At 31.4% G+C, this 22,180-nt stretch carries 15 protein-coding genes; all 15 read right to left on the bottom strand.

What is annotated here, in order from left to right; all coding sequences use genetic code 11:
* Positions 1–46: 46 nt before the first annotated feature.
* A complete protein-coding gene (locus BQ9840_RS04505; RefSeq protein WP_077368491.1) occupies positions 47–2,167 on the bottom strand; it encodes an N-acetylmuramoyl-L-alanine amidase family protein in 2,121 nt (706 codons plus the stop codon).
* 212 nt (positions 2,168–2,379) lie between these two features.
* Positions 2,380–4,074, bottom strand: a complete 1,695-nt coding sequence (locus BQ9840_RS04510; RefSeq protein ID WP_077368493.1) for a peptide ABC transporter substrate-binding protein — start codon at positions 4,072–4,074, stop codon at positions 2,380–2,382.
* Positions 4,075–4,400: 326 nt separating this feature from the next.
* Positions 4,401–5,363, bottom strand: coding sequence for an ABC transporter ATP-binding protein (locus tag BQ9840_RS04515; RefSeq protein ID WP_077368495.1), 963 nt, complete (start codon positions 5,361–5,363; stop codon positions 4,401–4,403).
* A 2-nt stretch (positions 5,364–5,365) separates the two neighbouring features.
* Positions 5,366–6,391 carry an ABC transporter ATP-binding protein gene (locus tag BQ9840_RS04520; protein ID WP_077368497.1) on the bottom strand — a complete coding sequence of 342 codons (1,026 nt, stop codon included), beginning with the start codon at positions 6,389–6,391 and terminating at the stop codon, positions 5,366–5,368.
* A 12-nt stretch (positions 6,392–6,403) separates the two neighbouring features.
* A complete protein-coding gene (locus tag BQ9840_RS04525) occupies positions 6,404–7,351 on the bottom strand; it encodes an ABC transporter permease (RefSeq protein WP_077368499.1) in 948 nt (315 codons plus the stop codon).
* Positions 7,352–7,363: 12 nt separating this feature from the next.
* Positions 7,364–8,281 (bottom strand): ABC transporter permease, encoded by a 918-nt coding sequence (locus tag BQ9840_RS04530; RefSeq protein ID WP_077368501.1) that lies wholly within the window; start codon positions 8,279–8,281, stop codon positions 7,364–7,366.
* 284 nt (positions 8,282–8,565) lie between these two features.
* Complete coding sequence (gene gatB, locus BQ9840_RS04535) at positions 8,566–9,996, bottom strand: Asp-tRNA(Asn)/Glu-tRNA(Gln) amidotransferase subunit GatB (RefSeq protein ID WP_077368503.1); 1,431 nt, start codon at positions 9,994–9,996, stop codon at positions 8,566–8,568.
* Positions 9,986–11,437 (bottom strand): Asp-tRNA(Asn)/Glu-tRNA(Gln) amidotransferase subunit GatA, encoded by a 1,452-nt coding sequence (gene gatA / locus BQ9840_RS04540; protein WP_369800220.1) that lies wholly within the window; start codon positions 11,435–11,437, stop codon positions 9,986–9,988. Before gatA ends, gatB begins: the two co-directional genes overlap by 11 nt.
* 10 nt (positions 11,438–11,447) lie before the next feature.
* Positions 11,448–11,732: an Asp-tRNA(Asn)/Glu-tRNA(Gln) amidotransferase subunit GatC gene (gatC, locus tag BQ9840_RS04545; RefSeq protein WP_077368507.1), complete on the bottom strand. Its 285-nt coding sequence runs from the start codon at positions 11,730–11,732 to the stop codon at positions 11,448–11,450.
* Positions 11,733–11,802: 70 nt separating this feature from the next.
* Positions 11,803–13,788, bottom strand: a complete 1,986-nt coding sequence (ligA, locus tag BQ9840_RS04550) for an NAD-dependent DNA ligase LigA (protein WP_077368509.1) — start codon at positions 13,786–13,788, stop codon at positions 11,803–11,805.
* 12 nt (positions 13,789–13,800) lie between these two features.
* Positions 13,801–17,058 carry a UvrD-helicase domain-containing protein gene (locus tag BQ9840_RS04555; protein ID WP_077368511.1) on the bottom strand — a complete coding sequence of 1,086 codons (3,258 nt, stop codon included), beginning with the start codon at positions 17,056–17,058 and terminating at the stop codon, positions 13,801–13,803.
* A 110-nt stretch (positions 17,059–17,168) separates the two neighbouring features.
* Entirely contained in the window at positions 17,169–17,915 is a 747-nt protein-coding gene (map, locus tag BQ9840_RS04560) for a type I methionyl aminopeptidase (RefSeq protein WP_077368513.1), read from the bottom strand.
* A 26-nt stretch (positions 17,916–17,941) separates the two neighbouring features.
* Positions 17,942–18,934, bottom strand: coding sequence for a tetratricopeptide repeat protein (locus BQ9840_RS04565; RefSeq protein WP_234978614.1), 993 nt, complete (start codon positions 18,932–18,934; stop codon positions 17,942–17,944).
* 62 nt (positions 18,935–18,996) lie between these two features.
* Positions 18,997–21,153, bottom strand: a complete 2,157-nt coding sequence (locus tag BQ9840_RS04570; RefSeq protein WP_077368515.1) for a heavy metal translocating P-type ATPase — start codon at positions 21,151–21,153, stop codon at positions 18,997–18,999.
* Positions 21,154–21,334: 181 nt separating this feature from the next.
* Positions 21,335–22,144 (bottom strand): nitroreductase family protein, encoded by an 810-nt coding sequence (locus tag BQ9840_RS04575; protein ID WP_159436077.1) that lies wholly within the window; start codon positions 22,142–22,144, stop codon positions 21,335–21,337.
* Positions 22,145–22,180: the final 36 nt, after the last annotated feature.

Below are 22,180 nucleotides of genomic sequence, written 5' to 3' on the forward strand. Positions count from 1 at the left end.
AATTCCTATGTTTTGCAAAACAAGACAGGGAATTGTCCCTGTCTTATTAATACTCTTTGAAATATCTTTCTATAGCTTTAACTATACCATCTACAACCTTATCTTGAAACTCGCTATTTGTTATAAGTGCTTGATCTCCTTGATTACTTATAAAACCTACTTCTATAAGAGCTGCAGGCATATGAGATGTTCTAAGCACTGCTAATTTAGGTCGTTCTACTATACTCCTATCCTTAAATCCAGTAGTCTTAATTACTTCTTCTTGTATCATCTTTGCTAAATCAAGACTACTACCATCACCTTCTGATTTACTTGGGTGATATAATGTCTCTAAACCTGAAGCATTTCTATTATTATTTGCATTAGAATGAATACTAATAAATATGTCAGCATTATTATTATTTGCAATGTCTGTCCTCTCATATAATCCCTTATAAGAGTCATCACTTCTTGTCATTATAGTATTATATCCCAATGATTTTAATCTATCATTTAATTTATGAGAAATACTGATAGTTACTTCTTTTTCCTGTGCACCATAGCAAGCACCAGGGTCAGAACCACCATGTCCAGGGTCTATAGCTATCAGTCTTTCACTAGGTGATACATCTTGATTTCTTACAAATGTTATAGCTATTTTATTGTCAATTTCCCTAGATATTACATTGTATATAACACTTCTTTTAAAATTAACTACTACTTTTTTATAGCCTAGTTCTTCTCCAATAACTATATTGTCAATAAGATTGTCTCCAATATTTAAAGTGCCATTATTAAGTTTTACATTTTCTAAGGGGACCATGATCTCCATAGTCTTTTTTACCGAATCATAATTCACACTATAATTAGTATCGTTTAATGCACTAATTATTAATTTTCTCTCACTATCAACTTTAGAAAAATCTATTCCTTCCCAAGCATTTTTCTCTGGTATAATAATTATTCTATTTCCTTCAGATTTTACATTGACATTTTCTTTACTAACTCCATCTTTAATATCAATTACAGCTCGCACAATTTTATCCTCTAAAGAAAATTGAGAAACCCTTACGCCTTTTACAATTCCCAAATCATAATTGTAATTTTTTTGTTTATCTAAATCAATTGTAGAATCTAAAATGTCTATTACCATTCTATTTGGATTAGTCATTTTGAAATTATTTGTTTTAGGGATAGTACTATTATATATTACAATAGCATCTTCTCCATTAACATTTTCTATTTTAATATCTAAAAATTTGTTTGAAGGCTGCACTGGTTTTACTGGTTGTGTTGGTTGTACTGGTTCAATAGGTTTAACTACTGGAGTTGATGGAACTTGTGAAGTCGGAAATGAAATTTCTAAGTTTTTTCCATCACCAGATTGATCAATATTATACTTTATATCTTCTGTCAAATGAATCACTACTCTAGTTACATTTGGATTAACTGAAAACTGAGAAGTGCTTATTTGTTTTATAGGATCTTGTCCCACTGGAATATTTACTATTCCAGAACCATCACCATTACCTTGATTCTTAAGATTTAATTTGGAATTGGGAATGTCAATAACTAGCCTTGGTGGATATTCAAGATTCATTTTCTCATACTTGAAAGAACTAGAACCTGAAATTTTTATTTTAAGAAGATTATCTGTTTCAGTTTCTATGCTGATATTGTTTATTTCAGCTTCGTTCTCACTACTTCCACTTTTGATGTTAACAATCCCTCTATTATTATCCCAAGCTACACTATAGCCAAGTGTTTCAGAAATAAATCTTATAGGAACCATAGTTCTTGAATCATTTACTAGTTTAGGCGGTGGTGTGTTTTTAGGTAATTTTTGTTTTTGTCCGTTTATGTATACATTTGGACTTTCTATACCTAGTACTACTTCTTTTCCCTTGTCTATTACTGTAACTGTTTTATTCTTTTGGTTCCACTTCACTTCTGCTCCTAGTCCATTTGCAACAAACCTTACAGGTACCAATGTACTGTCTTTATAGATAAAAGAAGGTATGTCAGAACTAACAGATTTGCCGTCAATTAACACTGGTACAGTTCGTACCTTCTGAGTTCTACCATCGAAATTCATGGTAGTATAACTGTACTTAGAAGCCGCAAAGGAATTGGAACTAAACAATAAAAAAACTACTAGAAGGGTAAATACTATCTTCACTTTCTTCATAACTTTTGCCCCTTTCTACAGTTTTCTACTAAATTATAATCTTCTTAAATAATTTATATCATTACTATATTTGTTATGTCAACTAAATAGGGGTTTTGTAACCATAATGTAATATTAATTATCTACCTTTTACTTCTCCAATAAAGTTAAATAATATGCTATAAAACCAAATAGAGGCCTATCAATTACTGATAGGCCTTATTAAAAATATATTATTCTTCTACTATATATGCCCATTTCAAATCTAAATCTGATCCAACTGGGAATCTAGCAACATCTCTAACTTTGCTTTTTTGCATTATGTTTCTTGCTGGAACATAGATAGGGAATATAGGAAGTTCTTCTGCCAATACATTTTCAGCTTCAATCATAGCATCAATTCTTTCATCCCCGTCACCTTCAATAGCGTTCTTGATAGCAGCGTCATATTTTGCATTGCTCCAATAAGCATCATTGTTACCACCATCAGTTACAAACAAGTCCATAAATGTTAGTGGATCATTATAGTCTCCACTCCAACCAGCTAAAGTAGTAGTATAATCTTTTTGATTGTATTTGTCTAAACGAATCTTAAATGCAACTGCTTCAATTTTAACTTCTATACCAAGATTTTGTTTCCACATACTTTGAATAGCTGCTGCATATTTCTTAGCATTATCTGATTCACCTGTTAAGAATGATAAATGATCCTCAACTTGTTCTTTAGTTGCACCTAATTCTTCTAGTGCTTTATCAAAATATTCTTTTGCTTTTGCTGCATCATGTTTTGGAATTACAAATCCACGATTTTCAGCAAATTCTTTCCCATCTTTACCTGGTAGTAATGGTGGACATAATCCGCCAGCTACAAGTGAACCATTTGCTAATACATTGTTAACAAAAGATTCTGAATCTATAGCATATGCTAATGCAAATCTTAAGTTTTGATTGCTTGTGTATTTATCTTCACAGTTAAATTGTAAATACCAAGTAAGTGCATCTGCAAAACTTTGGAATTCAGATTCGTTCTTATATCTATCAATAAATTCTGCTGGAACTGAAGTTATATCAAGGTCATCACTTTCATATAGATTGATAGCAGTATTACTATCTACAATCATATCACCTTGTACTTCTTCAAGTTTTACACTTTTAGCATCCCAATAGTTTTCATTTTTCTTAAGGTTTAATTTTTGTTCGTGTTGCCACTCACTTATAACAAATGGACCACTGTAAACCATTTTGTCAGGAGCTGAAGCAAATTCATCACCGAATTTTTCAACTGCAGCTTTTTGTGCAGGTACAAATGTTACAAATGAAGTTAGACTTAGGAAAAATGGTACTGGTCTTTCTAGTGTAACTTCGAAAGTCTTATCATCGATAGCCTTAATACCTACAGTTTCCTTATCTGTAGTCTCACCATTAAAGAATGCAGCTGCCCCTTTGATTCCTGCTGTATCTGTCAATTGGTATGAATATTGAGCTGCTACATCTGGATCGATAGCTCTAAACCATGCGAATTCAAAGTCATAAGCAGTTATTGGCGTTCCATCTGACCAATTTGCATCTCTTAAATGGAAAGTATAAACTGTTTCATCATCACTTACATCCCAACTTTCTGCAAGTCCTTCACCTACAGTTCCATCTGGATTTAATCTTACAAGTCCTTCATAACAAGCAGTAAGGATTTCAATAGAAACGGAGTCAGTTGTAGTCTGTGGATCTAAATCTGGTGGTTCTGCACCCCAGTTTAATTTTAAAACTTGCTCATCTGCTAATTTTTCGCCTTCTTCTGTATCTGGTGCTTCTTCTTCCCCACCTTCTGTATCTACTGGTGCAGGATCATTTTCTTTACCACAACCAGTCAAAGCCAATGATAATACCATAGATAATACTAGTAAAAACACTAACCATTTGTGCTTTCTCATGAAGCTTTCCCCCTTATCATTTATAATTTATTATAAATATGGTCCTTAATAATTATAAAGGAATCACCTCCCGATTTAATTTTCTTACTATTTAAACTATTCTATATAATTTTGAAAATTCCTTCATTTTTGCAAATAATTAATAATAAAAAGTAATTAATTATCGACATTTTTTTTACACTTATTTCTTTTCATTATTATTATGTTTGTTTTTGTTTAATTAATTTAATGAAATTATAAAGAATATTTAATATATTGTCAAGTTAAAGTAATACATATTCTATATTTATGTTATATTTACCATTTACATTACTTATTTTTATACTTTATTTAACCAAATGACAAGCAACAAAGTGTTCTGGTTTTACTTCCCTTAATTCAGGTGTTTCTTTTCTGCATATATCTTCCGCATAACTACATCTACCTTGGAATTTGCATCCAGGTGGTGGATTAATTGGACTTGGTACATCCCCTTCAAGAATAATTCTCTTTCTTGTTCTCTCTATAGCTGGATCAGCAATAGGTACTGCTGAAAGTAGTGCTTGAGTATATGGATGTAGTGGATGGTCATATAATTCATGACTCACTGCCTTTTCAACTAGTGCACCTAAATACATAACAGCAATCCTATCTGAAATATGCTTAACCATACTTAAATCATGGGCTATAAACAAATACGTCAACCCAAGTTCCTCCTGCAAATCCTCAAGAAGATTAACTACCTGAGCTTGTATAGATACATCAAGAGCTGAAATAGGCTCATCACATACTATAAATTTTGGTTCAATAGCTAATGCCCTTGCAATTCCTATACGTTGTCTTTGTCCTCCACTAAACTCGTGTGGAAAACGACTGGCATGTTCTCTACTAAGTCCTACTATCTCTAATAATTCATAAATCCTTTTCTGTCTCTCTTTTCCCTCATACAAACCATGAATATCAATACCTTCACCTACTATATCAGTAACTGTCATTCTTGGGTTAAGAGAAGCATAAGGGTCTTGAAATATCATCTGTGCCATACGTGCAAATTCTTTTTTCTCGTCCTTTTTTAATTGTGCAATATTCATATCATCAAAAATTACTTCACCGTCAGTTGCTTCATATAAGCCTATAATGGTCCTGCCTACAGTAGACTTACCACATCCTGATTCTCCTACAAGACCAAGGGTTTCTCCTTCTCTTATATAAAAAGTAATATCATCTACTGCCTTTAATGAAAGACCTCCTCCTACATTAAAATATTTTTTTAAATTTTTTACATCAATTAAAGTCTTTTTTTCTTCCATAACTAATTTGCACCTCCTTTTACCAAATCATTGTCTACCTTTGGTGCCAACTCATGATGTAACCAACAATGTGAGTAATGGGAATCAGTTATATTAAATCTATTAGGATGATAATCTTTACATATAGTCATTGCATAATCACATCTAGGCGCAAATGGACATCCTGGAGGTGGTGCAAATAAATCCGGTGGAGTACCATATATTGGTATAAGCCTTTCTTTTTGTTTTCTATCGAGCCTTGGAACTGATTTTAAAAGTCCCCAAGTATAAGGATGTTTAGGATCATGGAATATTTCGTCACTAGTGCCGCTTTCAACAATTACTCCTGCATACATAACCGCTATCCTATCAGATACCTTTGCAACAACTCCTAAATCATGAGTTATTAGTATTATTGCAGTATCGAGTTTTATTTGAAGTTCTTTCATAAGTTCCATTATCTGAGCTTGAATAGTAACATCTAAAGCAGTAGTTGGTTCATCAGCAATTAACAACTTTGGATTACATGCTAATGCTATAGCTATCATAGCTCTTTGTCTCATACCACCACTAAACTCATGGGGGTATTGATTAGCACGTTTTTCTGGCGTTGGTAATCCAACTAATTTAAGCATTTCTACAGCTCTTTCCTTTGCTTCAGCTTTAGATAAATGTTGATGCTTTATAAGTCCTTCCATTATTTGCTTTCCAACTTTCATAGTTGGATTAAGTGAAGTCATAGGATCTTGAAATATCATACTTATATCCTTACCTCTTACAGCTTCCATCTCTTTATCGCTATATTTCACTAAATTGTTACCTTCAAAAAATATATTCCCTTCCTTTATTCTTCCTGGTGGCATTGGTATTAATTGCATTACTGTCTGAGCAGTAACTGACTTTCCACAACCAGATTCTCCTACTATCGCTAAAGTTTCTCCTCTATTTACATGAAAGGATACGCCTCTAACTGCTTTTACTTCCCCTGCATAAGTGTCAAAAGACACATGTAAATTATCTACCTGTAGCAGTAATTTTTCATTATCCATTTTATTCCCTCCTTATTTCCTTAGCCTTGGGTCTAGGGAATCTCTTAGACCGTCTCCTAAGATATTAAAAGCCAACATGGTTATACATATTAGTAATGCAGGGAAAAACAATTGATAAGGATGTATTAGAAGCATTCTAGTACCTCTTTGAGCAAGTGTACCCCAACTAGCATATGGTTCAGGTATTCCTAATCCAATATAACTTAACATTGCTTCTGTAAATATTGCCCCTGGTACTTGGAAATTTAAATTAATTAATATTGGTCCCATAGTATTTGGAATTAAATGCTTTGTAATAATTCTTGAAGTATCTGCTCCTAAAGTCTTTGCAGCAAGAACAAACTCCATCTGCTTTAATTGAAGAACTTGCCCTCTTACAAGTCTAGCCATACCACCCCAACCTGTAATAGATAATGCAATAATAATTGTACCAAGCCCTTGCCCTAATACTACCATTAATAATATTACCCATAGTAATTCAGGTATTGAATATATAATCTCTATAAAACGCATCATAATCATATCTGTTCGGCCACCTAAATAGCCAGATATACCACCATATAAAATACCTATAGTTACATTTATTATTGTTGAAACTAATGCAACAAACAGAGATACTTTTGCACCTTCCCAACATCTTACAAATATATCTCTACCAAGTTCGTCTGTACCAAACCAGTGCTCAGCACTTGGCCCCTTATTTATAGCAGAAAAATCTTGAAAATCATATTCCCAAGGTCTCATCTTAGGTCCTAAAAATGCCATAACTACAACTGCTAATAATATAATAAGGCTTACAATTGCCAATTTATTTTCTTTAAGCCTTCTCCAAGCATCTGCCCAATAAGTAAGACTTGGTCTTACAATTTTATCATAGCTAGCTTTATCTTTACCTATTATTTCAAACATATCTTTGGTAAATTGTACTTGTTGAACTTCAGTTGTTTTAACATTAGACATTTCCTTCCCCCCTTAATCAAGCCTTATTCTTGGATCTACTAAACCATATACAATATCTACAATAAACATCATCACTATTAAAATAATTGCATAAAATATTGTGGTTCCCATGATAAGAGTATAGTCTTGGTGGGTTATACTCTGTACAAAATGCTTACCAATTCCAGGTATAGCAAATATATTCTCTATAACAAAGGACCCTACAACAACTCCAGCAATTGAAACACCTAATATAGTTACTATCGGTAGTATTGCATTTCTAATTGTATGTTTCCAAGTAACAGCTGCTCTAGAAAGTCCCTTTGCCTTAGCTGTTCTTACATAGTCTTGACTCAAAACATCTAACATACTTGTCCTCATCATCCTAGCAATATAAGCTATTTGTCTAAGACCTAGTGCAAGAACCGGCATTACATAGTGAGCTGGCGTTCCCCATCTAGCAACTGGAAGCCATTGTAATTTTACCCCAAAGAAATATTGCAATAATGCAGCAAATACAAAACTTGGTACTGATACCCCGATAACAGCTATAATTATTACAAAGTAATCAAAAAATTTACCCCGCTGAAGTGCAGCTATTATTCCAAAAGTTATTCCTACTATTGCTCCCAAAGCTAAAGACATCATTCCTACTTTGGCTGAAACTGCAAAACCTTCTTCTATAATGTCATTAACAGACCTATTTTTATATTTCATTGAATCCCCTAAATCACCTTTTAATAAATTCTTAAGATATGTTCCATATTGCACTATTAAAGGTTTATCTAAACCATATTTTTTCTTAAGTTTTTCCATGATTTCTGGTTGGATTCTCTTTTGATCAGTGAAAGGATCCCCTGGTATTGCACGCATTAAAAAGAATGTAACAGTTACTATAACCCAAAGAGTAATAATAGCTACCCCTATTCTTTTTAAAGTATACTTGAGCATATAAACACCTCCATAAAATTGTATTATTGTGAAAATTTAATCTTATTTGATTATTAAGAAAATTCCAAACCCTCCTTTCCTTCAATATATAAATTTAATTAAAGGGTTTCCCCACTTCTATTTGAAGATTGAGCAAACCCTATTTAAATACAAATATAATTTTCAGAAAGTTTTAATTGTTCACAATATATTCTTATTTCTAATAATATATAAAAATACTGATTTTTACAATTAAATCTTTGTTAAAATTCTATTAAAAAATTGTAATATCATTGTATAGTTTATCATTTTTTCTCTATTATTTCAAGTACCAATTTATTCACAAGTTGGGGATTAGCCTTACCTCTAGTAGCTTTCATTACTTGGCCAACTAAAAATCCTAACGCTCTATCCTTACCATTATGATAATCTGTTACAGATTGTTCATTTTCACTAATTACTTTTTCTATAATTGTTTTAAGTTCTCCTTCATCACTTATTTGAATTAGGCCTTTTTCTTTAACTATAGTACTTGCTGATTTTCCTGATTCAAACATATCCTTTAAAACTTTTTTGCCTATATTATTGCTTATCTTGCCATCTTGTATAAGAATTATAAGTTCAGCTAAGTCTTTTGGCTTTAAGGTTAAGTCTTCTGCTTCTATTTCTTCATCTTTTAATCTTCTTAAAACATCTCCCATTACCCAGTTACTTACCTGTTTTGGATCATTTACGTATTTAACTGTTTCTTCATAGAAATTAGCCAATTCTTTTGTTTGAGTTAAAACTCCTGCATCGTATTCAGGTAAATCATATTCCTTTATAAATCTTTCTTTTTTGTCTTGAGGTAGTTCAGGTAAGTTCTTTTTAATTGTTTCAATCCATTCTTCTTCTATTTTCATCTTAACTAAATCTGGTTCAGGAAAATATCTATAATCTGCAGCATCTTCCTTTGTTCTCATAACTATTGTTTCATTTTTTACTTCATCCCATCTTCTAGTCTCTCTAACTGCATCTTTTCCCTCTTTAAGAAGAGCAATATGCCTTTTTTCCTCATATTCCATAGCTTTTACTGCTGCTTTAAATGAGTTTAGATTCTTTAGTTCTGTAATAGTTGTTCTAACTCCTGTTTCTTCGTCAACTACATTGATATTCACATCACATCTTAGAGAACCTTCTTCCATCTTGCAGTCAGAAACTTCAATATATCTTAAAGTAGCTTTTAACTTTTCAAGAAACTCTCTTGCTTCCTCTGGAGAGTTCATATCTGGCTGTGTAACTATCTCAATCAGTGGTACTCCACTTCTGTTGAAATCAAGTAGAGAACCTCCATCTTCTGAGTGAATTGATTTTCCAGTATCTTCTTCTATATGAATTCGAATTAATCTTATAGTCTTAGGTCCATTTTCATTTTCTATTTCAATATATCCTCCATCACATAGAGGAATATCATATTGAGATATTTGATATCCCTTAACTAAATCAGGATAAAAATAATTCTTTCTATCCATTTTAGTTTCTCTTGCAATTTTTGAGTTAAAAGCAAGTCCTGCTTTTATACCATATTCAACTACTTTTTTATTTATAACTGGAAGTGCACCTGGAAGACCTAAACATACAGGGCAACAGTGAGTATTTGCTTCTCCACCAAACTCTGTAGTACAACTACAAAATATTTTTGAATTAGTCATTAGTTCACAATGTATTTCAAGTCCTATTATGGTTTTATAAGCCATTTATATCACCTCTGTTTCTCTCATAGTTATAGGCTAGTTTAATTATTTTTTCTTCTTCAAATCTATTCCCAATTAATTGAAGACCTACAGGTAGCCCTTCTACAAAACCACATGGAACTGATAATGCACATACTCCAGCTAAATTTACAGATACTGTAAGGATGTCAGACATATACATAGCTAGAGGATCATCCGTCTTTTCTCCAATTCTAAATGGTAGTATTGGTGCTGTAGGAGAAATAATAGCATCAAATTTTTCAAATGTCTTATCAAAATCTCTTTTAATAAGAGTTCTTACTTTTTGAGCCTTTTCATAGTACGCATCATAATACCCACTACTCAATGCATAAGTTCCAAGCATAATTCTTCTCTTTACTTCTTCACCAAATGATTCTGTTCTAGAATTTATATATAATTCTTCTAAATCATCATATTTTTCTGCTCTATATCCATATCTTACTCCATCTAATCTAGCTAAATTAGAGCTTGCCTCAGAAGTAGATATTAGATAATAACAGGAAAGAGCATAGTCTGTATAAGGTAGTGAAATTTCCTCAATCTCTGCGCCTAAGCTTTCTAACACTTTTACAGCATTATAAACTCTTTCTTTTACACTTTTATCTATGCCTTCACCAAAATATTCCTTAGGTAATGCCAATCTCATACCTTTTATACCTTCAACTGTTGCTTTTGTATAGTCGATTTTCTCTTTGGAAACAGATGTAGAATCTCTTCTATCAAGTCCAGATATTGCATTTAATAGTAAAGCTGCATCTGAAACATTTCTTCCAAAAGTACCTATTTGATCTAAACTAGATGCAAATGCAATCAATCCATATCTAGAAACTAATCCATATGTAGGCTTTATCCCTACTATACCACAGAAACTTGCTGGCTCTCTAACAGAACCTCCTGTTTCTGATCCCAATGATAATGGCACTTCAAATGAAGCAACTGCTGCTGCTGAGCCACCACTTGAACCTCCAGGAACTCTCTCTAAATCATGAGGATTTTTTGTCACTTTAAAATATGAAGTCTCAGTAGAAGAACCCATAGCAAACTCATCCATATTGGTCTTTCCTATGATTATTCCATCTTCACCTTTTATCTTTTCTATAACTGTAGCATCATAAGGGGGTACAAAGTTTTCTAACATCTTTGAACCACAAGTAGTTTTTATACCATTAGTCACAATATTGTCTTTGATTCCTATTGGAATACCTGCTAGGTAACCAATTTCCTCATTGTTAGCAATCTTTTTATCTACTAATTCTGCGGTTTTTAATGCTTCTTCACCATTGGTGGTTATAAAAGCTCCAATAGAACTCTCCATTTCTTCTATTTTTTTTATGTGACTCTTTACTATTTCTACACTTGATACTTCTTTATCAATAAGCTTTTGTCTTAGTTCAATAGCTGATAATTTTGTTAAATCCAATATACTCACCTCTCTATTCTAATACTTTAGGTAGTTTGAAATATCCAAATTGACTATCTGGAGCATTTAAAAGTGCTTCTTCTCTAGAAAGACTTTCCTTAATTTCATCTTCTCTCATAAATTGATACTCTTCACTAATTTGGTAAGTTGAATCTATGTTTTCTGTATCAACTTCACTTAATTTATCTACATACTCAACTATTTGAGAAAATTTATTGGTAAAATCAACTATTTCCTCTTCGCTAAATTTTAACTTTGAAAGATAAGCTATATGTTTTACATCATCCTTTGAAATCATTGCAATCCTCCTTCACATAACAAATTCTATTTATGAACTATTTTATCACTTATGCATTGATAAAATCAAATTAAATCAACTCCATAAGCCTTACTGAATCTATTATTTCAATTCCTAAACTTAATGCCTTTTCATATTTTGAACCAGGAGATTCTCCAACTATTACATAATCCGTCTTACTGCTTACACTTCCTGTGACTTTTCCACCCATTTTCTCTATTTTTTCTTTTATTTCAGCTCTTGAAATTCCTTCTATAGTTCCTGTTATAACCACAGTTTTCCCACTAAAGAAACTTTCACCTACAGTATCATCTTCTTCATAAACAGGATTCACTCCTTCATTTAAAAGTTTCTCTATACTTTCTAATATCTTAGAGTCATGGAAAAATTCTATAATGCTATTTGCTATTACATCTCCAATATCAGGTATAGTAATTAGTTCTTCGTGTTTAGCATTCTTAATGTATTCTAATGATTTATAATGATTTGCTAAATCCTTAGCGGTTTTTATTCCTACATTCGGAACACCTAGAGCATATATAAATGAAGCTAAATTAGTTTCTTTGCTCTTTTCAATAGCATTAAGTAAATTGTTAGTCTTCTTTTCTTTGAAACCTTCTAAATTAATTAAGTCATCATATTTAAGCTCATATATTTCAGGGATATCTGTCAAATTTAATTCTTCAAAAAGCTTTTCAGCAGTTTTTTCATTGAAGCCTTCAATGTTCATAGCATCTCTACTTGCAAAATGAACCATTCTAGAAACTAATTGAGGTTTGCAGGATAATGAATTAGGACAAAATATATGAACCCCATCCTGTACCAATTCACTTCCGCAAGCGGGACAATATTCTGGCTTCTCTATAGGCTGAGTTTCATCATCTGTATCCATAACTCCCATAATCTCAGGAATTACCTCATTAGATCTTCTTATTAGTACTCTAGAATTTAACTGTACTTTTTTTCTAAGTATATCATCCCAGTTGTTTAGTGTTGCCCTCTTTACTGTTGCGCCTCCTATTTCCACTGGTTCTAAAATTGCTGTAGGTGTAACCTTTCCAGTCCTCCCCACATTCCATTCTACACTTAATAGCTTAGTAGTTGTTTCTTCTGCCTCAAATTTATAAGCTATAGCCCAGCGTGGAAACTTTTGAGTATATCCAAGTACTTCCCTTGTTCTCATGTCATTTAGCTTAATTACTACCCCATCTGTTAGAACGTCTAGAACTTTTCTTTCTATATCTATTTTGTCAATCTCTTCAATTACTTCTTCCATTGTATTGCAAACAACTCTATAATTATTTACAGGTAATTTATTGTCTTCTAAGAACTTAAGCATCTCCATATGTGTAGAAAACTCTTTTCCTTCTATATATCCAACATTGTAACAATAAGCTATAAGATTTCTTCTCTTTGTCTCCTTTGGATCAAGATTTCTCAATGCTCCGGCAGCAGCATTTCTAGCGTTTTTAAGTGGTTCAGAGCTGATTTGGTTGTAGTTCTCTAAGGCTTTTAAAGGCATAAGGCCTTCTCCTTGAATTTCAATCTTACCTTTAAAAGGAATCTTTAGAGGAATAGTTTTTATAGTTTTTAATTGAGGTAATATAGCCTCACCAACTATACCATTTCCTCTAGTGGCTCCTTGTATTAGTTCACCATTTTCATAGGTAAGATTGATAGTTAATCCATCAAACTTATACTCTGTAACATAAGTAGGAAGAGGTAATTTTTCTGTATTGTTTTGATTGTACTCTTCAATTAATCTTTTAATTCTGCTGTCCCAGTTTTTTAATTCTCCAATACTTTGACTTTTATCTAAACTCCAAAGTTGATTTATATGAATATGTTTTTCAAACTTTTCTAATGGTTCTCCACCTACTCTTTGAGTAGGTGAATAGGGAAAAATCTTCCCTGTTTCCTTTTCTAAATCTACTAACTCGTCATAAAGCCTATCATACTCAACATCACTTACTTTCGGATCATCTAATGTATAATAGTGGTAGTTTAAATCATCAAGAATTTCTATAAGTTCTTTGATCCTTTCAATTTTATCCATTTAACAACCTCCTTATATTATTTCTATAGGTGCTAAGGATAAAAGAAGCTTCTTTATTCCCTTTTCTTCAAAAGCTACAACCAACTCCATATCTCCACCTCTATCTACTGTTTGAACTACAGTACCTACACCCCACATCTTATGTTTTACTTTTGTACCAACACTAACATCTTTAACATCTACATTTGTATTTTTAATATTATCATTTTTTCTAGAAAAATGCTTTACAATCAAATCCTTTTTACTAGTTTCTTCTTTTTCATCTTCCATATTGATTAATTCTTTAGGAATTTCCTCCAAAAATCTAGAAAATCTACAATAATTAGTATTACCATATATAGTTCTCATATTTGCATAAGATATAAATAATTGTTTTTCTGCTCTTGTGATAGCCACATAACAAAGTCTTCTCTCTTCTTCCAATTCACTTTCTACATCTAACGCCCTTGCAATAGGAAATAAACCTTCCTCCATACCAACAAGAAATACAACAGGAAACTCTAATCCTTTGGCGCTATGAACAGTCAATAGTGTAACAGATTCTAAATCATCTTCAGTCTTGTCCACATCAGAAAGAAGTGAAATATTTCCTAGGAAATCTTCAAGAGTTCCCTCTGGATTTTTGAATTCAAAATCTACTGCAACAGAGATAAATTCTTTTAAGTTCTCTATTCTAGTATTAGATTCGATTGTATCTTCCGCTACTAGTTCTTTAATATATCCAGTACCATTTACCACTTCTTCAACAAAATCCTTTAATCCCAAAATCTCCTTCATAGCTAAAAATTTATTTATCATAGTAGTGAAATCACTAAGATTGTTTTCCGCTCTTTTTGATAATCCTGGTATTTCTCCTACATCTAATAATGCACTGTATAAGCTTTCTCCTCTTAGAGAAGCATATTGTTCTACTTTTTCAATAGTTGCATTTCCTATGCCTCTTTTAGGAACATTTATAATCCTCTTTAGAGACACATCATCTAGTGGATTTTGAACAAGTCTTAAATAAGAAATAACATCCTTTACTTCTTTTCTGTCATAGAACTTTACTCCTCCAACTATTTTGTAGGGGATACTTCTTCTCATGAAAATTTCCTCAAAAATACGAGACTGAGCATTGGTTCTATATAAAATAGCAAAATCACTAGGTTTAAATCCTTCACTTTTTATTAACTCTTCAATTTTACAAGCTACAAAATCCCCTTCTTCTCTTTCATCATTTGCCATTTTAACTACTACTTGTCTTCCCTTATCATTAGAAGTCCAAAGAGCTTTGTCTTTTCTCTCAAAATTATTTTTAATAACTGAATTAGCTACATCTAATATATTTTTTGTAGAACGATAATTTTGTTCTAATTTTATTATTTTTGTATTTGCAAAATCCTTTTCAAAATTCAATATATTAGAAATATCAGCACCCCTCCACCCGTATATGGAGTTATGAATTACAATATCTTCACAAATATATTGTCTAAAATTAGGAACTGAAATATCATATACAAATCCACTATATTTTTCTAATGAAGTTTCCTCAACTATATCTTCTAATATTTTCCCATCTTCATATACTGGAATACTCATATTAGGCCTTATATGAGATGCAGGCATATAAGTAAAGTAAATATCTTCAGTTAATCTAGCTCTTTTCACAACTTCGATATCTTCTTCTAACTGTTCTAATTTTTTGCTATATTCAACTGCCTCATCATAATCTACTCTTTCCGTCTCCACCCTCCAAGTTTCTCTTTTCCCAGCTCTTACAGGAAAATTTGCACTTACAACATTATCTTTTAATTCGTCACCACTTGTATTAAATTGTATTCTATGACTATACCATCCTAATTTTTCGCCAGTTTTTTTTCCACTAAAGAAAGATAAATTTACAATTCTCCTTGCAGTTTGTCCTCTTATAACACCATTTGGTCTATGGTGTGGGTATTCTTCAAATAATAATAAATCCTCCATTAGCTTAACTACATTTTTTCTAGTATCTATTTCATCAAATAATTTATCTATATAATCCTGTCCTAAAGTCATATTTCTACTTGCAACTTGAAAAACCGAAGTAGGTATTTGATATTTCATAGAAAATAATTGTTCATAAAATGCTGCTTCTTCTTTGCTTTTGCATGTTTTAAGAATCCATGACCTATCCCCATGTTCCTGATTCAATCTAACCATAAGACCATTTACTATTTCCCTATCTCGTGATCTCACTCCTTGAGTCATGCCTATTCTGTATCCCTTATCTCTTCTATACATCAAATAAACATAGTATACACCTGGTTCTGGATTAAGTTTACCAAACATAATATGATTTGGAGTAGTTTTAATTATTTTTCCTGATTTAGTTTTTATCCTTATTATAGGGCCCTGATACTCTTTCTTCATTATTTTATCAACAGTACCTTCTAATATTTCTCCTCTACCAGATGCTGAATAAATCTTATCATTTTCCTTTAAATCTTCTATAGGAATTTTACCTCTTGTTGTAGTAATTTTAGAACCTTTTAGTACGCATTGATCATCATCTCCAACAACACATAGGTTCTTATACTTTTGTGATAATAGTTTCACCAATTCATATTGAGCCTTGTTCGTATCTTGATATTCATCTACAAATATATATCTAAACTTTTTTTGATAGTATTCAAGTACATCTGAATAGCCTTTTAGTAAATCTATAGCCTTAAGTATTAAATCATCAAAATCCAAAGCATTGTTGTTTTTTAACTTTTTCTCATATAAAGCAAAGATTTCACCAACATTTCTATTGTAGAAGTTTCCATAGTTTTCATTTATATACTCATCCGGTTTTACCATTGTATTCTTGAGTGAACTAATAGTGCTTAGAATGCTTCTTTCCTTATATGTGTCCTTATCTAAGTTTAATTCCTTGATACATTCTTTTACTACAGTCTTTTGATCATAACTATCATATATTACAAAACTACTACTATAACCTAATTTCTCAATATTCATTCTAAGAATCCTAACACATATAGAGTGAAAAGTACCTATCCACAAATCATCTAATTTATCTCCTATAAGACTACCAACCCTTTCCTTCATCTCATTAGCAGCCTTATTAGTAAAAGTAATAGCTAAGATATTGTATGGAAGTACATCCTTTTCCTCTATTAAATAAGCAATCCTATGAGTTAAAACTCTAGTCTTACCACTTCCTGCTCCCGCTAAAATAAGTAAAGGCCCTTCTCCATAAAGAACGGCTTCCTTCTGTCTATCATTTAGCCCACTTGTATAATCCATATTTTCACCATCCTAAAAAACATTTGTTTCTTTCTTATTATATAATAAAGTCAACAAGTATTCCAATAAATTATTTACAACACAAAGGGACGGTTAAAACCGCCCCTTATCTATTGTTGTGTTATAATTATAGGACCATCTTTAGTTATTGCTAGTGTATGCTCGTATTGAGCTGAAAGTTTTCCATCTGTTGTTCTAGCAGTCCAACCATTATCATCAACTTTACATTTATATGTTCCCATGTTAACCATAGGTTCAATAGTAATTACCATTCCTTCCATAAGTCTAAGTCCTCTCCCTGGACGACCAAAATGAGGTACTTGAGGGTCTTCGTGCATATCTCTTCCTATTCCATGACCAACAAAATCCCTTACAACTGAAAAACCTTTAGACTCTACATAAGTCTGAACAGCATGAGAAATATCTCCAATTCTATTCCCTATTACAGCTTTCTCAATTCCAATATAAAGTGATTCCTTAGTAACTTCTAAAAGTTCATTTACCTTAGGGGAAACATTTCCAACTCCATAAGACCAAGCTGAATCTGCTAACCATCCATTCAAGTTAACCACCATATCGATTGTAACTATATCTCCGTCTTTTAGTGGTTTTTTGTTTGGAAAACCATGGCATATTTCATCATTTACAGAAGCACATGTTGCAAAAGGATAGCCCTGATATCCTTTTTGTTCTGGAGTTGCATTGTGTTTTTTTAGAAACTCCTCTGTAAATTGGTCTATTTCATATGTAGTTATACCTGGCTTTATTATTTTTGCAATTTCCTTATGACAACTTGCTAATATTTCGCCAGCTTTTCTCATATTTTCTATTTCTTCTCTAGTCTTTATTATTACCATATTAACCATACTCCTTTTCTAATTTATTACTTTATTTTTTCTATTTTGTTCAATAAATCTTTAAACCTCTCATCATCATATAGATTTTCTAAATCCGAATCTTCTTTCATTATATTTATGAAATCAGGATAAAGCAATATCGCTTTTCTAAGATCATTAAATGCTTCATCTTTCTTGTTTAATTTTGCATAACAGCAAGCCCTATTATAATATAAATACTCTGCATATGGGTTATATTCAATTCCTTCTGTTAATACATCTATGGCTCCTTTTATTCTTCCTTGTTCAATATAAATAACAGATTTATTTAAAAATGAATAAGGATATGTGTTATTCTCATTAATGGATTTATTATAGTATTCTACTGCTTTCTTAAGATTTTTTAACTTTTTTTGTATTACACCCATATTAAATAATGCCTTATAATAATTTGGATTAATATCAATGCTTTTTTTTACCATTTCATAAGCTTTATGATAATCATTTAATTCTTCAAATATACTTCCTAGATTGTTATATGCAATATAATCTTCTGGAACTAATTCAATTACTTTTTTATAGAACTTTATAGCTTTTTCTTTTTCACCTATTTCATCAAATATATTGGCTATGTAAAAATAAGCTCTATCATATTCAGGATTTATTTCTGCTGCTTTAAAGTAGTTTTCTAATGCCCTTCTTTTTTCACCTAATCTCTCATAAAGAGTTGCCATCCCATAATACGCTCCAGCTTCTTTATTATCTGCCTTAGTTATTTCTCTATAAGCTTTCAACGCCTCTTTGATATTGTCCATTTCATCATATATGAAAGCTATATTATAAAGTATATCTATTGTATCATCTTCATCTCCAGGAAATTTCAATGCTTTTTGATAAAACTTTATTGCTTTTTCTTTAGAATCATCTAGATAAAAATTTTCAGCTAGTATTATATAATTATATCTTCTATCAAGACTATTTAAATAATTTTTCATTAATTCTGCACCTCTTAGATTTATTATCTCCTTATAGTCTATCATATTTTCTATGATTATTAAAAATAATAAATTTTTAAAAATAAACAAAAAAAGTAGAGAAATATCTATTCCTCTACTTTTAATGCTCTCATTGAATTTAAAATTGCAATAATTGACACTCCAACATCTGCAAATACTGCTTCCCACATTGTAGCTACACCAAAGGCTCCCATTATTAAAACTATAAACTTGACCCCTAAAGCCACAACAATATTTTGAGTAACTATTCTCTTAGTTCTCTTTGAAATTTTTATTCCAGTAACTATTTTTTTAAGCTCATCTGTCATAATAACTATATCAGAAGCTTCAATAGCTGCATCGGAGCCTAATCCTCCCATTGCAATTCCCACATCTGCTCTTGCCAATACCGGTGCATCATTTACTCCATCGCCAACAAAGGCTACCTTGCCTCTTGTTGATTTTTCTAGCATTATTTTTTCTAATATATTGACTTTATCCTGAGGTAATAGTTCTCCATATACAGTATCAATACCCAAAGTTTTGCTCACTTCATTAGCTACTATACTGTTATCTCCTGAAAGCATTATAGTTTCTCTTATACCTAGTTTTTTTAATTCCTTTATAGTATCACTAGCCCCTTCTTTTATCTCATCTGATATAGTAATATATCCTACATATTGTTTGTTTATTCCTACATGGACTATAGTTCCAAAGGCATTTGTTTTTTTTACTGCAATACCTCTTTCTTCTAGAAATTTACTGTTCCCTACAACTATTTTATCCCCATTAACTTCTGCCTCTATTCCCTTTCCTGAAACTTCTTTGTAATTTTCAATTATACTTTTATCAATTTCATTTCCATAAGCTTTTAATATAGATTTCCCAATAGGATGGTTTGAAAATGCTTCTCCATATGCTGCATACTTTAGCAAATCATCTTCAGTATAACCTTCCATAGGTTTTACATCTGTTACTTTAAAAACTCCTTTTGTGAGAGTTCCAGTCTTATCCATAACTATAGTATCAACTTGATTCAATGCCTCTAAATAATTTCCACCTTTGATTAGTATTCCAGATTTAGAAGCACCGCCTATACCTCCAAAGAATCCTAGTGGAATAGATATCACTAGTGCACAAGGACACGATATTACTAAAAATATCAAAGCTCTATAAACCCAGTCACTTAAACTTAAACCAAATAATAATGGTGGAATAAGTGCTATAACAAGTGCACTTATAACTACTACTGGCGTATAGTATCTAGCAAATACAGTTATAAAGTTTTCAGTAGCTGCCTTTTTACTAGATGCATTCTCAACTAGATTTAATATTTTAGAAACTGTAGACTCACCAAATTCTTTAGTTACTTCTATTTTCAATAAGCCATCATTATTTACAAATCCACTTAAAACCATATCCCCTTCTCTGACACTTCTAGGCACGTTTTCTCCAGTTATATTTGAAGTATCTACCATAGAAATTCCTTCAATAATAACCCCATCTAGAGGTATTTTTTCTCCTGGTTTGACTATTATATGACTTCCTACATGGACATCTTTTGGATCCACTTTAGTTATTTCATCTTTACTTATTAGATTTGCATAGTCTGGTCTAATATCTAATAATGCTTTTATAGATTTTCTTGAATTGTCAACTGCAAATCCTTGAAAAAGTTCTCCTACTTGATAAAATAGCATTACTGCTACACCTTCAGGATACTGACCAATAGCAAAAGCTCCTATTGTAGCCACTGCCATAAGGAAGTTTTCGTCAAATACTTGTCCTCTACTTATGTTCTTAATAGCTCTAATGAGAATTTCTCCTCCAACAATAATATAGCTTAAAAAGAAAAATATAAACTCCTTAGTTCCACTCAATTTAAACAATATTGGTATTAAAAATAGAATTGCACTAATTGCTATTTTAAAAATCTCATTTTTTTCAGGTTTTCCATGTTCATGAGTATGACCATGATTGTGAGAATGATCATGGGAATGATTATGATCATGAGTATGATTATGTGCATTTAAATCTTCATTTTCTAACACTTTTACATCTGGTTCCATTTTATTAACCATTGTTTTAATCTCTGTAATAATTTCATCTGAATTATTTTCTGTCTCTATTTGTACTTTTAGCTTTTTTGAAATAAAATCCATAGTTGCATTGTCAACACCAACTATGTCATTTGTCTTTCTCTCTATTTTACTGGCACAATGTGCACAATTAAGTCCTTCTAATGTCAATACTCTCTCTACCATCTTTCTCCCCCTTTACTTGTGAATATATGAATAAGTGTTCATATGTTTAATCATATTATACTTTCTATTTATCCCCCTGTCAATAGAAAACAAAAAATTAAAAAGGAGACCACAAGTCTCCCTAAAATTAAATATTTATTAATATATTGAAAAAACTTAGATCTCCAACACTATGGATAATTTATAATTTGAACTCCCCTATTATTTTATAAACATTTCCATCCATTTCTCTGTTATCCATACTTAGAAAATCCCATTTTCCACTTATACCTATAGCTTTAGCCATGTTTTCAAAATAGTACATAATGATACCTGCATCTACTAATCTAAATTTTTCATCATTACATTTCAAAATTAAAACCACTCTGTCATCTTTTAAAACAAATCTCCAAGGTTGATTGTTGTAACTTGATGGAGCAAATCTTATATAATAGAATAAATCACTTAATCCTCTATTTTCAATTTCATCTAATTCAATATTTTTTCCTATCTCATCTTTATAAACAATTTCTTCTATAGACAATCTACAACTTGCTACATCTTCTTTAAAAGGATTTTTAACTGCGGGATATCCAACAGCCAATAAATAATTAACTTGACTTCCGTTATCTAGTATTTCTTTCTTTGTCTTTTCATCAACATTTTCTATACTAATCCAACAAGTTCCCAATCCTAATTCAGTAGCTTTTGTTATCAAACTTTCCATAGCATAAGAGGCCTTTACAATTGACTTTGTTGAATCATTAAGTATATCAAGAGATATATAATGAGGACTTTTAATCATAACACCAGCATATCCACCTTTTCCTATTAAAGCTTCATAAATACTTTTCCCGTTCCTATAAAGAGAAAACTTAAAATGTCTAATATTAACACCTGATTCTAAAACATTACCATAATCAATTAACTCATTTAGTATATCTTGATTAACTTCTTTGTTTTTATACTCTCTTATAGACTTTCTATTTGTTAAAAAATTTCTAATAAGCACAATATATCATCCTTTCTTCAAAGTATCTAATACTCT

Origin of the sequence: Anaerosalibacter sp. Marseille-P3206 (assembly GCF_900155565.1) — a bacterium.
GTDB lineage: Bacteria > Bacillota > Clostridia > Tissierellales > Sporanaerobacteraceae > FUHM01.

Excerpts from the sequence above, each read along its gene's own strand:
- gatC (WP_077368507.1), bottom strand. The coding sequence starts at position 11,732 with ATGATTTCAAAGGATGATGTAAAACATATAGCTTATCTTTCAAAGTTA.
- BQ9840_RS04565 (WP_234978614.1), bottom strand. The coding sequence starts at position 18,934 with ATGATAGACTATAAGGAGATAATAAATCTAAGAGGTGCAGAATTAATG.
- map (WP_077368513.1), bottom strand. The coding sequence starts at position 17,915 with ATGGTAATAATAAAGACTAGAGAAGAAATAGAAAATATGAGAAAAGCT.
- ligA (WP_077368509.1), bottom strand. The coding sequence starts at position 13,788 with ATGGATAAAATTGAAAGGATCAAAGAACTTATAGAAATTCTTGATGAT.
- BQ9840_RS04555 (WP_077368511.1), bottom strand. The coding sequence starts at position 17,058 with ATGGATTATACAAGTGGGCTAAATGATAGACAGAAGGAAGCCGTTCTT.
- BQ9840_RS04515 (WP_077368495.1), bottom strand. The coding sequence starts at position 5,363 with ATGGAAGAAAAAAAGACTTTAATTGATGTAAAAAATTTAAAAAAATAT.
- BQ9840_RS04505 (WP_077368491.1), bottom strand. The coding sequence starts at position 2,167 with ATGAAGAAAGTGAAGATAGTATTTACCCTTCTAGTAGTTTTTTTATTG.
- BQ9840_RS04520 (WP_077368497.1), bottom strand. The coding sequence starts at position 6,391 with ATGGATAATGAAAAATTACTGCTACAGGTAGATAATTTACATGTGTCT.
- BQ9840_RS04530 (WP_077368501.1), bottom strand. The coding sequence starts at position 8,281 with ATGCTCAAGTATACTTTAAAAAGAATAGGGGTAGCTATTATTACTCTT.
- gatB (WP_077368503.1), bottom strand. The coding sequence starts at position 9,996 with ATGGCTTATAAAACCATAATAGGACTTGAAATACATTGTGAACTAATG.
- BQ9840_RS04510 (WP_077368493.1), bottom strand. The coding sequence starts at position 4,074 with ATGAGAAAGCACAAATGGTTAGTGTTTTTACTAGTATTATCTATGGTA.
- BQ9840_RS04525 (WP_077368499.1), bottom strand. The coding sequence starts at position 7,351 with ATGTCTAATGTTAAAACAACTGAAGTTCAACAAGTACAATTTACCAAA.
- BQ9840_RS04570 (WP_077368515.1), bottom strand. The coding sequence starts at position 21,153 with ATGGTAGAGAGAGTATTGACATTAGAAGGACTTAATTGTGCACATTGT.